The organism is Cyclobacterium roseum, from assembly GCF_010119225.1.
In the GTDB taxonomy this organism is placed as follows: domain Bacteria; phylum Bacteroidota; class Bacteroidia; order Cytophagales; family Cyclobacteriaceae; genus Cyclobacterium; species Cyclobacterium roseum.
This window is the reverse complement of record NZ_WNKF01000002.1, coordinates 354,158-366,418: the sequence shown is the minus strand read 5'-3', so window position 1 is coordinate 366,418 and position 12,261 is coordinate 354,158. Positions and strand designations below refer to the sequence as shown.

At 45.8% G+C, this 12,261-nt stretch carries 9 protein-coding genes and 1 tRNA gene; 6 read left to right on the top strand and 4 right to left on the bottom strand.

Annotated features, from left to right (window positions below):
* The first annotated feature begins 39 nt into the window (after positions 1–39).
* On the top strand, positions 40–546 hold the full coding sequence (locus GJQ68_RS04135) for a hypothetical protein (protein ID WP_162416034.1): 507 nt from the start codon (positions 40–42) through the stop codon (positions 544–546).
* A gap of 49 nt (positions 547–595) precedes the next feature.
* Here the strand turns inward: GJQ68_RS04135 and GJQ68_RS04130 are convergent.
* Positions 596–668, bottom strand: a tRNA-Gln gene (locus tag GJQ68_RS04130).
* A 349-nt stretch (positions 669–1,017) separates the two neighbouring features.
* Between GJQ68_RS04130 and GJQ68_RS04125 the strand changes: the two genes are divergently transcribed.
* Entirely contained in the window at positions 1,018–3,771 is a 2,754-nt protein-coding gene (locus GJQ68_RS04125) for a TonB-dependent receptor (protein ID WP_162416033.1), read from the top strand.
* 94 nt (positions 3,772–3,865) lie between these two features.
* Here the strand turns inward: GJQ68_RS04125 and GJQ68_RS04120 are convergent, their stop codons facing one another.
* Entirely contained in the window at positions 3,866–5,041 is a 1,176-nt protein-coding gene (locus tag GJQ68_RS04120; protein WP_162416032.1) for a hypothetical protein, read from the bottom strand.
* A gap of 141 nt (positions 5,042–5,182) precedes the next feature.
* On the opposite strand from GJQ68_RS04120, the gene GJQ68_RS04115 reads away from it, so the two are divergent.
* The 3 genes from GJQ68_RS04115 (at position 5,183) to GJQ68_RS04105 (ending at position 9,147) form a co-directional block, all read left to right on the top strand.
* Complete coding sequence (locus tag GJQ68_RS04115) at positions 5,183–5,752, top strand: uracil-DNA glycosylase family protein (RefSeq protein WP_162416031.1); 570 nt, start codon at positions 5,183–5,185, stop codon at positions 5,750–5,752.
* Between the two features lie 88 nt (positions 5,753–5,840).
* On the top strand, positions 5,841–7,208 hold the full coding sequence (locus GJQ68_RS04110; protein WP_162416030.1) for a Gfo/Idh/MocA family protein: 1,368 nt from the start codon (positions 5,841–5,843) through the stop codon (positions 7,206–7,208).
* Positions 7,209–7,377: 169 nt separating this feature from the next.
* Positions 7,378–9,147 (top strand): hypothetical protein, encoded by a 1,770-nt coding sequence (locus tag GJQ68_RS04105; protein ID WP_162416029.1) that lies wholly within the window; start codon positions 7,378–7,380, stop codon positions 9,145–9,147.
* A 172-nt stretch (positions 9,148–9,319) separates the two neighbouring features.
* Here GJQ68_RS04105 and GJQ68_RS04100 read toward each other — a convergent pair whose 3' ends face one another.
* The gene (locus GJQ68_RS04100; RefSeq protein WP_162416028.1) at positions 9,320–9,940 is read right to left on the bottom strand and encodes a class I SAM-dependent methyltransferase; all 621 of its coding nucleotides are present in this window, start codon (positions 9,938–9,940) and stop codon (positions 9,320–9,322) included.
* A gap of 121 nt (positions 9,941–10,061) precedes the next feature.
* Positions 10,062–11,171, bottom strand: coding sequence for an alkene reductase (locus GJQ68_RS04095; RefSeq protein ID WP_162416027.1), 1,110 nt, complete (start codon positions 11,169–11,171; stop codon positions 10,062–10,064).
* 344 nt (positions 11,172–11,515) lie between these two features.
* Here GJQ68_RS04095 and GJQ68_RS04090 point away from each other — a divergent pair, with 344 nt between their 5' ends.
* The gene (locus GJQ68_RS04090; RefSeq protein ID WP_162416026.1) at positions 11,516–12,250 is read left to right on the top strand and encodes a DUF542 domain-containing protein; all 735 of its coding nucleotides are present in this window, start codon (positions 11,516–11,518) and stop codon (positions 12,248–12,250) included.
* Positions 12,251–12,261: the final 11 nt, after the last annotated feature.

Below are 12,261 nucleotides of genomic sequence, written 5' to 3'. Positions count from 1 at the left end.
ATTAGCTATAATCCTTGCATCCCTTCGGGATTAATGGAAATGGCCCAGAGAGTAAAACAAGGATTTATCTTCATCGTTGACTTGCTAAAAAGTTGGATGGTGACTACCAAAACCGGAAGCGATGGCAAGCATATAGAACGAATGTTTTGCCCGTATCCAGACAGAAGCCCCGAAGAGGTGAGCTACCCCAATCTCGAAGGGATGACAAGCTTCTTACCCCCTGAGGCGGGTGAGCGAAGCCGAACCCAGCAAAGCAGAAGTCCCATCAATCTTTTTCAATCTCTGGCCCCAGGGCGAATGCGAAGGCTCATCAATCTCCTTCAATCTCCGGTTCCTGAACCAACGCGAAGCCCCACCAATCTCCTTCAATCTCCGGATCCTGAACCAATGCGAAGCCCCATCAATCTTTTTCAATCTGTGGCCCCTGAGCAAACGCGAAGAGCCATCAATCTCCTTCAATCTTCTCCACCCACCTTCAATCCAAAGAACTCAGTTCCCCTCCAAAAAAAAATGAAATTTACCAGCTACCCCCGGTCGCTTCAATAAAAAAAACCGGCCCAACTTAAGATTTCTCCTAAATTGGGCCGGTAAAACGTTGGCCGACCAGGGCTCGAACCTGGACTCTTCTGGACCAAAACCAGACGTGTTGCCAGTTACACCATCGGCCAAACTGATCCCTTTTTGCTAAGGTGTCACAAATGTAGCCGAACTTTCTTTTTAATGCAAATACCTCTCTCAGGAATTTTATTTTTTTGCTTTTAACCAGCTAATTGTCAGAAAGAAATTTTGTACCTACTCTTTTTGCTCCCTGCCGGATATACATGCTTTCATAAAAATACCCTTGTTTTTTTAAAATTTTCTTTTCCGAAACGACCCTTTTTAATTAAATGAATAATTGACCATATACATCAATCTTGCCCGCATTGGCATAATAGAATTTTGCTGAGTAGGTATTTCTGTCCAATTTTCCATTCAATATTTCGATATCTTTCCTTCTTGTTTGAAACAAATAGTACCATGTCCTTTAAATTACCACTTTTCATTTTTATCGTGCTGATCGCTGCAACCTCCACACTTTTCGCTCAGCAAAATTATTCCGGAACCATCATAGACAGCCAATCCAGGGAACCCCTATTTGGTGCCTACGTCTATTTGAAAAACAGTGATGGCGAAACCCTGAGTTCCACCTACACGGATTTTGACGGAAAATTTGAAATCAAAAAACCTGGAAAAAATGAGTTTTTGGTGGAAGTATCCTTTATCGGGTACCAAACCTTGCAAGAAAATAGGACCGCTCCCCAGGGAAACGATTTGGGAACATTTGAATTGGTAAGTGATGGGCAGGAAATGGAAGCTTTTGAGCTTTCTGCCGATGCCCTTACGGGAGAAGTGAGGGGCGATACGGTCGCTTTCAATGCCAATGCCTTCAAAACCCGGCCGCAGGCGGATGCAGACGAATTGGTACGAAAAATGCCCGGTGTGGTGATTCAAAACGGCGTCATAGAAGTGCAGGGAGAAGAAGTAATGGAAGTGCTGGTAGATGGCAGGCCCTTTTTCGGAGACAATCCAGCCGCCGCTCTTAAAAACCTTCCGGCACAGGTAGTGTTGAAAATCGAATTTCTGGATCAAAAAAGTGACGAGGCCCGGCTGACCGGATTTGACGACGGAGAAACCACAAAAACCATCAATATCATTACCAAACCGGGTATGCGGGCCGGTAGGTTTGGGAAGTTCTATGGGGGATACGGAACGGATAACAACTACATTGCCGGGGGCAACATGAACTTTTTTAATGAGGCTCAGCGCTTATCCATACTTGGATTAAGCAATAATATCAACCAGCAAAACTTTGGTGAGGACGAATTGGGAAATATCGAAGGCGATGACAGCCGCCGGGGAGGTAACGAACTGGCCGTAGGAGAATTGCCGGGAATTACCAATACCAATGCGGTAGGCGTGAATTTTTCTGACGAATACCAGGACGAAAAGCTAAAGGTCACCGGGAATTACCTGTTTAACGACCGGGACAATGTCCTAACCCGAAGTTCTTCGCGGGAATACATTTTGCCCAATGATAGTCTGCAGCTCTACAATGAAGATAGAAACAACCAGACCCGAACCCAAAGTCACCGCATGAGCGCGCGAATAGATTATAATATTAGCGAACGCCATGCCCTGATATTAAGGCCCAGATTAGGCCTGGATTACCGGAAATCCACGACCATTCGGGATGCCTATAACCTTTTCGATGAGTCCACTCCCATCAGCCGCAACCAAAACACCACCACCTCGGAACGACAATCGTTCAATTTTAGAAACTCCCTGAATTACAGGTATAAGTTTACAAAGGAGGGAAGGGCATTGTCTACCTATATTTATACCAGTACCTATGATAGCGACAGCAATTCCGACCTGGTAGCGGTGAACGAAAATTTCCAGACTGCCAATGTGGATTCTCTGATCCAATTCAGAAATAACCTTTACTCTAGTTTTTATTACAGCACCGGGATAAGCTATTTTGAACCGATTAGCGAACGTTCCCGATTGAGAATCGGGTACCGGCTGTCCAATAATGCCTCCGACACCGATCAGGAGGTGGAAATTCAGGAAGCTGAAACGGACCTTGTCCGCCTGGACAGCGCCCTGACCAATCGCTTCGAAAATCAATACATGACCCATAGGGGCAGGCTGGGCTACAGTTATAAATCCGAAAAACTGTCTGTCTACAGCACGGTAAGCTACGAATCCGCGAACATAGACAGTGATCGGCTTTTCCCAGGCTTTGAAAACACCCAAAGGAGCTTTTCCAATGTGCTCCCAAGAGTAGTGGTCAATTACCAATTGGGAGAATTCAGTAACATGCGTGTGGATTACAACACGGATACCGATGCGCCTTCTATCCGACAATTGCAGGATGTGATCAGCAACGCCAACCCCATGCAAATCTCCAACGGAAACCCGGACCTGGACCAGGAATACAGTCACCGGCTTTTTACCCGTTTTCGCAAGATCAATCCGGAAACCAACCGTTCCCTGATGTTCTTCCTGTATGGCAATATCCGCAATAACTACATCGGAAACGAGACCTTTGTCGCTGCGAAGGATACCCTGATTCAAAAGGATGTCCTGCTCAACCAGGGCGGTCAGTATACCCGGCCGGTAAACCTGGACAATTATTACGTATTCCGACTGTATGGCAGCTATGGGTTCCCACTGAAATTCATGAAAAGCAACCTGAACATCAATTCCTCTTTCACGGTTCGAAACCGACCGGGAATTATCAATGGGCAGGAAAACTTTAACACCAACTCCACCTTTAGTCAGGGAATCAACCTAAGCAGTAATATCAACGACAGGATTGACTTTAACCTTTCCAGCAGAGGGAGTTTTAATACCGTAAGGAGTAGTCTTCAGGAAGACCTGGAAAATAATTATTACACCCACCGCACCCGTGCGGACCTGTTTTGGAATTTCCTGGGGGGGATTTTTATGGGCGGCAGTGTTAATCACCAGGTATATTCCGGGTTGGGAGAGGGCTTTGACAGGAGCATCATGCTGGTGAACCTGGATTTGGGCTACCGAATCCCACCCAGCAATAAAACGGAAATCAAATTGACGGTCTTTGACCTGCTGAACCAAAACGTAAGCATCGACCGAAACGTGACCGATGTGTACGTGGAGGACGAACGAACTCAGGTATTACGGCAATTCTTTATGCTCAGTATAACGTATAACCTGAGAAGGTTTGGAGGTTATGACATGGCACTATAATCAGTAGCGCCAAGGGTTTATAATACCAAAAATGGTAGCAATAAGAAGATTTCCCTGAAAACGCCTTCAGCTAATCGAGTCGAACCTGATTTGCTTAGTCTTTTTCAGTAATTTCCACCTTGTAGATTTGTACAAGATCTTCTTCCACTTCTGAGTTGAATCGGGAGAGCCACCAAAGGTCGCCGTCCCGTACGAGAAATTGACGGTGATCCAGGGATTCCGGAATGGGTATACTCTGTATGGGATTTCCCTGCTGATCCATCACGAAAAGGGCAGGACGATATTTGCCATCGATACTTTTATTGAAAGCACTGTATTCATCTGGTGAACTTACCGACCGATATCGCTCTCGGTCTGCTACGTCATAGCCAGGGTGATACGACGCGAGCAAGTAGTTTTGAAAGGCTTTCAGGGAATAGGTACGTCCGGCCGATCGATCGGAATCAATGGAATTTGGGTCGGCCGCGGCCCTTTCCATTCCTTCTCCTGCATTGTAATTTGGATAACTAATGGGTTTCCGTTTCAGCAGCCGGTGCGGCGGGTGGATATCATATACGTTGAGGTGGGGATCCGTCCCGACAATAACCAGGAGTTTATCCTCCAAAATGGTAAAGCTGGGACTCATTTCCGGAACTTCAAAGGCCTTTCCGCTGGTTCGGAAGGGGCTTTCTTCTTCCAGGTGAATAATCCGCTCGGCAGACCCTTTTTCGGGATCAAATTTTACCATTAGTTGAAATTGATCGTAATATTCATCCTGCGTTTTGTTGTATTGACCCCGGGCTACCAACCCCTGTTGGTAATATATTCCCTCGTGTTCCATCAATTCTGAGTCGGCCGCTGCACGCCCACCAAAGAAAGGAACATCTTCCTGAAATTTCCGGTGGCTGGCAAGCTTACCTTCGGCATCAAATTCGAAAAATCCCATGTGCGAAATCAGGGAAATGTGGTCGTTGTCCTCTATTTGGGCAGTACTCCAAAGATACCGGCCATAACTGCCTTTTTCATCTCCCTGTTTGTCCAACTTGAGCAGATGGTTTCCTTCAAAATCGGTTAGTACAATAATGCCTCTTTGCCTATCGTGAAGCAATACCCGCTCCCGGGCAGGATCCACATCCATTAAATCCAGCAATCCGGCATATTCGACTCGAATGCTATCGGTTATTTCCAGGGAAAAGGACTGGGATTCTTGCTTTTTTTCCTGCTGGCAGGAGAGAGCAAAAAGCACACAAATACAGAAAGAAAAAGGGGCGATCTTTTGAAGGCATTCCATGGTTTTATTTTTTTGAACTAACCTAATAATTTGTTATGTAAATACCAAGCTGTCAGTAAATTATTTACTCATTAGCCTTTTTTTAGTCAGGGAAAGTAGGTCCGTTGCTGTTTATGGATATATCCTTACATTTGGGCTATTATGAAAGCGCTATTGGAAACCATAAAAGGATGTACTCTCTGTGAAGCCCATCTTCCATTGGGCCCCAACCCGGTATTGGCGGCCAGCAGGAACAGCCAGGTACTGGTCATTGGCCAGGCTCCGGGCACCAAGGTACACGCGACGGGCATCCCCTGGAACGATGCCAGCGGCAAAGAATTGCGACGCTGGCTGGGAGTAAGCCCTGAACGGTTCTACGATCCGGCCATCTTTGGAATCGTACCCATGGGTTTTTGTTATCCCGGAAGGGGCAAAGGAGGAGATTTGCCACCACGGCCGGAATGTGCGCCAACCTGGCATCCCGCTTTGTTGGAAAACATGCCGGGCATCAAGCTTAAACTTCTGATCGGTCAGTATGCCCAACGCTATTACCTGGGAAAGGCCCGGAAGAAAAACCTTACCGAAACGGTTCGTAATTTTCGGGATTACCTGCCGGAATTTTTTCCACTGGTTCATCCATCTCCCAGAAACAAATTGTGGCAGAAGCGAAACCCCTGGTTTGAGGAAGAAGTGCTGCCTACCCTCAGGAATCAAATGGAGTCTATTTTGTAACGGTTGGATGGTTAGTATTTCCTACCAATCAGTTGGGTTTTTGCCATGTATTTTTTGTTTCTATTGACAAATACCCTTATTTTCCGAAATGAAAAATTCCAGACGCTCATTCATAAAAAAAGCAGCTTTTGTGACCGGTTCTACCTTTGGTATACCTTATTTTATACCCGCTTCTGCTTTGGGAAAGGACGGGTTTGTGCCCCCCTCTGATCGGATCAACATGGCTTTTATCGGTGCCGGAAATCAGGCAGGAAACGATGTGCAGGGTTTTTTGCCAGACAAGCGGGTGCAAGTAACCGCCGTCTGTGATGTGAATAAAAAAAGCACGGGGTACTGGAATGGCAAGGTTGCCGGTAGGGAATACATACAGCAAGTGGTGGATGACTATTACTCCGAAAAACAGGGAAAGTCTTATCGTTCGGCAGCAGGTTATACCGATTTCAGGGAAGTGTTAGAAAACAAATCCATCGATGCGGTGGAAGTAGTAACACCGGACCACTGGCATGCCATTCCCGTGATGATGGCAGCCGCGGCAGGAAAGCACATTTATTGTCAAAAACCACTTTCCCTGACCGTAGAAGAGGGCAGGGCCATGAGTGATGCCGTGCGAAAATATGGCGTTACTTTTCAGACCGGAAGTCAGCAACGATCCAGTCACCATTTTAGAAAAGTTTGCGAGTTGGCCAGAAACGGGCGACTGGGAGAACTGCATACCGTTACCTGTGGGCTTCCCGGAGGCACCCCGGATTTTGGTAAAACGGGACATTTAACCGAAACCGTACCGGTTCCGAAGGATTTTGATTACGATATGTGGCTGGGACCGGCACCGGAAGCTCCCTACAGTCCCTGCCGAACCCATGTCAATTACCGCTGGGTAATGGATTATTCCGGTGGAAATGTGACGGACTGGGGAGGACATCATCCGGATATTGCCCAGTGGGGCATGGGAACAGACCATACCGGACCGGTGAAAATACAAAATGCCCAGGCGGTCTGGTCGGATCATCCGGTCTGGAATACCGCTGTTCGCTTTTATTTCGAGTGCATTTACGAAAATGGAGTAAAACTGATCATCCAAAGTGATAAGGATTTTGGCGTGACTTTCCAGGGTTCGGAGGGCTCGGCATGGGCAACCCGTGGAGACCACAAAACCAATCCTGAAGGATTGATTGACTCGGTCACGGGACCTGGAGAAACATCGCTCTATGTAAGCGATAATCATTACCAAAATTTTATTGATTGTATCCTATCGGGAGAAGAGACCATTGCTCCTGCAGAAGTAGGACACCGCTCCATTACCCTGGCCCACCTGGGCAACATCGCCATGATGCTGGAACAAGACCTGGATTGGGACCCAAATGAGGAACGGTTTATTGGGAATTTCGCCGCCAATCAGTTGTTAGGAAGGACGATGAGAGAACCTTGGGGATCCCTTTACCAACGTTTGCGGGTTTAGCAGGAATTTTTAAGCAGTGCTTTTTTGCGGGTATCGTAAATTTCCTGACAAAAGTCAGTCGATGGAATGAGCATTTATAGGTTTTTTGGTCGCTGAAGGAGGTAATTTTGTATTTCCACTCTTTTTAAATGATAGAAAGAGAATAAGTTATCGTACCAAATTACCGTATATGTCCATGATTCATAGCTTTCATATCCCGGTCATGGGATTGGGATTTACTGTTGACAGCCCATTAAAGGTAGCCCGTTTCGGAATTGCTTCTGTGGTATCCATTATGGATGACCAACTGCTGGAGGATATGCGAAGAATTCACTCACGCAAACTGGGAATTCCCTTTTTTCCGATCGAAGATAAAGAACCCGATTCCCGTGCTAAACGGGTCAAGGCCTACCTGAATTTTTTGCAATCTGTCGTAAACGGACAGATTGGTAAAATGAGAAAAGAAGCCTTCGGTGAGGGCAATGAAATAGATAACTATTTTGACTTGTTGCCGGAAGAACATCCCTTAAATCAGCTGCACTCCCGCATGCGGCAGGCCAGTGGGGCGGAAAAATGGACCTTACAGGAAGAGTTGAGAAAGGAAATCGTGCCGGGAAAGATTGATGTGAACATCATGACGAAGGTAGATAAGATCAATTATACCAAAGATGGCCAGGCTTTACCACGGGAATATTCTGATGCCCTGGCGGCTTTGCGTGGATTTGCGCAAAGTGAGGTAGATGGCGGCGTGGTGTTTTCAGCAGGCATGAACCCAGCCTTGTACAGCTATGCCGGGGAATTTTCCGATTTCTTCCCGGATCTGGATGGGATCATTAAAAAGCCCATTATTCTGAAGGTTTCGGACTACCGCTCAGCCCTTATTCAGGGAAAATTTCTGGCAAAAAAGGGGCTCTGGGTATCGGAGTTCCGTATTGAATCCGGCTTGAATTGTGGCGGCCATGCCTTCGCTACCGATGGTTTTCTGGCCGGCCCCATTCTGGAATCGTTTAAGCAAAACAGGGCGATCCTTCAGGAGGAGCTGTTTTCTATTTGTCAACAGGCCTTGCATGAGAAAAACCTACCTGGACTACCCGAAGGCATCCGGCCGAAAGTTACCTATCAGGGAGGCATCGGAACTGCAGCAGAAAATCAGATGCTCCTACATACTTACGAATTGGATGGTACCGGGTGGGGGAGTCCCTTTTTACTGGTACCCGAGGCTACCAGTGTGGAAAAGGATACCCTGGACCGCTTGCTAAAAGCCAAAAAATCCGACTTTTACCTGAGTCGCGCTTCTCCTCTGGGTGTCCCTTTTAATAATCTCCGAACCAGTAGTGGTGAGGAACAGCGAAAGGCCCGTATTGACAAGGACCGGCCGGGAAGCCCCTGTTACAAAAAGTTGCTTTCGTCCAATACGGAATTTACTGAAAAACCCATTTGCACGGCTTCCAGACAGTACCAACTTCTGAAAATCAAGCAAAGGGAGGCGGGTGAGATTTCTGCCGAAGCGCTGGAGGAAGTGTTGGACAAAGACTGTCTATGTGAAGGTTTGGGCGCACCGGCCATTCTTGCCAGTGGGGAAACACCCCGGAGAAACCTCAAAGCAGTGACTATTTGCCCCGGCCCTAACCTGGCCTATTTTAAGGGGACCTTCAGTCTCAGCGAAATGGTCGGTCACATTTATGGAAAGCTTCAGCTTAATCTGGATACCGAACGTCCTCATGTATTCCTGAAGGAACTGGAGCTGTACGTGGACCACTTAAAAGCTGAAATGGCGGCAGCAGTCCCTGATAATGCCCGGAAATTTGAGAATTATGTGGAGAAATTTCGAAAGAATCTTTCTGAAGGAATTAGCTACTACCAGGAATTGAAATTCATGTGGTCGGCAGAGAACGAAAAAATGCTGGATAAATTAAAAGACCAGGTAGCTGGTTTGAGATGGGAGTTAGAGAAGGTTTAATCCAACTTGATGGTATTTTCTGAGACCAGGTAAATGCTCCTGTAGTTAAAAGGGATACGAATTGTCAGCACTGGGATCCATGGAGGATGCTCTAATTTTCTAATTTAAAAGGCTTAAATACTAATAAGAAAGGATCATTTTTATTGGTCCTCCTAATTGGCTGATTAGAAAATTAATTTTTTTGAAATAAGGCAAAATTGTAATTTTGAACATTTCCTGATGGAGTTTGATGATCTACATTTATTCCTCTGAGATAAGTAAAAGAAGGGCTGAAAAGGTCTTTCATTTGCTTCAGTGAATAGCGGTTTACAAGTAAGCCGCTACAGGTTTCCGGCCCTTTTTCTGAAAAGGTTCCCAGGATAAGGTAACCTCCTTTTCGTATTCCTTTCCCTGCTGCTTTGAGGTACTTGGTAATGGTGTTTTCCTCTTGGAGAAAATGAAAAACGGCTCGGTCGTGCCATAAATCGTATGGAGTATTGGCTTCAAATTCCGTAACATCTGCAGGTATCCAATGAACTTGTTTGGCCGTTTCTTTCAATCGTTTGCGGGATTTTTCCAACGCATTTTCAGATAAATCTAAGACGTGAACGTGGGAATAGCCTGCCTGGATTAAATGGTCCACGAGATTGCTGTCTCCTCCACCCACATCGATAATACTGGCTGCTCTACCTAACTTGCAGGATCGAATCAGTTCCAGGGAGATTCTTGGTTTTTGTTGATACCAACCTACCTGCTCGGAATTTTTTGTGGAATAGATTGTTTCCCAGTGAGATTTGTTTGATTGCGGTTTCATTTGCGTTACTTTCTAAATCTTCCATGAAGATAACTACCGTTTTCTGACCTTTGAGTAATTTTTCTACGGGAGTATGGATACTGCAAACGTGTGCAGTACCCATGTATATTGTTTCTGAATATTATTCCTGTTCGGCTTTGGTACTCAATGGCGAATAATCGGTATATCCTTTAGCCCCTGGCGTATAGAACGTCTCCTGGTCCCATTCAGTTAGGGGTGCATTTTTTTCAATTCGCTCAACCAGGTCGGGATTGGAAATAAACGGCTTACCAAAAGCGACGGCATCGGCCAGGCCTTCTTTCAGGAATCGGTTTCCCTTGTCCCGGTCAAAACCTCCGTTGATAATCAGATTTCCCTGGTATTTTGGACGGTAGCGCCTGGCGATTTGAGTTTCAGCATGAGGTAGCTCCGACACATCCGTGAACGGTTCGGAAAGATGCAGGTAGGCCAGGTCGTAGCGGTTCATTTTTTCCACGATGTAGTCAAAGGTAGGAATCGTTTCTTCATCCAGTGTCATTCCGAAAAGGCCATGCAAGGAAGGATTTAGCCTGAGACCGATGCGGTTTTCAGGAAGAACCTCCTTCACAGCATCAATTATTTCAAATAAAATTCTGGCACGGTTGGTGATACTGCCGCCGTATTCATCGGTTCGAATATTGGAGGTACGGCTAAAGAATTGGTGCAGCAAATAACCGTTTGATGAATGGATTTCTACCCCATCAAAACCAGCTTCCCAAGCGTTTTTGGCCGCATTGCGAAAGTCAGAAATGGTTTGCTTGATCTCCTCCCGGCTCATTTCTTTGGGTGTGACCGTTTCTTTAAAGCCTTCTGGAGTAAATGCTTTGGATTCCGGATTGATTGGGGAAGGTGCAAGCGGCAGCTCTCCTCCGTGAAAATCCGGATGGGAAATCCTTCCTACGTGCCACAGTTGAATAAATATTTTGCCGCCTTCTTCATGTACCGCCTGGGTGACCTTTTTCCAGCCTTCCACCTGTTTGGACGTATGGATGCCGGGTGTATTGATATAACCCACCGCCCTTGGTGAAATTTGAGATCCCTCGGTAATGATCAGTCCGGCAGTTGCCCGCTGCCGGTAGTAGCTGACATGCAGGTCGGTAGGAGCCTTTTCCGGATTATCGGCTCGACTCCGGGTCATGGGTGCCATTATTACCCGATTGCGGAGCTCCATATCCGCCATGGTCCAATTTTCTAATAGGGGAGTAGTTTTCATTTTTATGGATTAGTTTGTGTTTAAATTTCCTTATAAGCTTAGCTGTTTTCATGCCAAACACCTTTTGATTTCTAAGAGATGCATACTAAAAACATGTTTATACAACAGATGTCAGTACATGATAAGTTCTGATTACTTCCTATATTTTGACTTAAGAGGGATTTGAATTTCTAATTATACCATAAGTAGTTGATTAAAAGGGAATTGTATGTATCAAAAAATAAAGGATAAAAATGTCCTTAATTTAGGAAAAAAGCGTAACTTTGAACTATTAACGCACTGTTCTTTCCCACAATTAAATTTCCTGAGAAAGCAGGCATTGTCACATTAAATCTTTTCTGAAAATGGATGTAGATTTTCTTAATTATTCTGTCGGAGCCTTGGTAGCGGCTGATTCCAGGGCAGCCACCGTATTGGATGCTTATGGCATTGATTATTGTTGCCATGGGGATGAGCGTTTGGAAGAGGTATGCAACCGGCTATCTATTTCGCCTAAAGGTTTGGCCAAAAACCTGAAGTTTTATTTGAAGGATCAATCTCCCCCCACTTTTGATTACGATTTCTGGCCCATGGGTCTTTTGGCCAACTATATCGAACGGAAACATCACCGATATGTAAAGGCGCAGGTTCCGTTAATAGAGAGCATGTTTAAGGAGGCATCGCAGGAACCTTTCGATCGGATTGGGTTGCTTTCCGAAGTGAGGCTGATTTTTTGGAAGGTAGCCGAGGAAATTTTGGACCAGGTAGCCAGGGAGGAGCGGATACTCTTTCCTTACCTGCGAAAGATGGAGAAAAATGAGCAGGGTCAAATACCATTTGCGGGATCGCATTTTGATACGGTACGGAAATCCATTGTTACCTTATTTAAGGAGCACCATAGGGAAGGAGCCTGTTTGCAGGAGTTGCGTAGCGTCACCAATGGTTACAAACTATCGATCCATTCCAGTTATTGGGAACGCCTTATTTATCCTCAGTTAGAAGCGTTGGACAAGGATATGAAAACACACCTGCACCTGGAAAACAACATCCTGTTTCCCAGGGCACTTTCAGCAGCTGAGAAGGTTTCGTTACTCGTGTAAAGGTGACTTAA

Excerpts from the sequence above, each read along its gene's own strand:
- GJQ68_RS04135 (WP_162416034.1), top strand. The coding sequence starts at position 40 with ATGGCCCAGAGAGTAAAACAAGGATTTATCTTCATCGTTGACTTGCTA.
- GJQ68_RS04125 (WP_162416033.1), top strand. The coding sequence starts at position 1,018 with ATGTCCTTTAAATTACCACTTTTCATTTTTATCGTGCTGATCGCTGCA.
- GJQ68_RS04120 (WP_162416032.1), bottom strand. The coding sequence starts at position 5,041 with ATGGAATGCCTTCAAAAGATCGCCCCTTTTTCTTTCTGTATTTGTGTG.
- GJQ68_RS04115 (WP_162416031.1), top strand. The coding sequence starts at position 5,183 with ATGAAAGCGCTATTGGAAACCATAAAAGGATGTACTCTCTGTGAAGCC.
- GJQ68_RS04110 (WP_162416030.1), top strand. The coding sequence starts at position 5,841 with ATGAAAAATTCCAGACGCTCATTCATAAAAAAAGCAGCTTTTGTGACC.
- GJQ68_RS04105 (WP_162416029.1), top strand. The coding sequence starts at position 7,378 with ATGTCCATGATTCATAGCTTTCATATCCCGGTCATGGGATTGGGATTT.
- GJQ68_RS04100 (WP_162416028.1), bottom strand. The coding sequence starts at position 9,940 with ATGAAACCGCAATCAAACAAATCTCACTGGGAAACAATCTATTCCACA.
- GJQ68_RS04095 (WP_162416027.1), bottom strand. The coding sequence starts at position 11,171 with ATGAAAACTACTCCCCTATTAGAAAATTGGACCATGGCGGATATGGAG.
- GJQ68_RS04090 (WP_162416026.1), top strand. The coding sequence starts at position 11,516 with ATGGATGTAGATTTTCTTAATTATTCTGTCGGAGCCTTGGTAGCGGCT.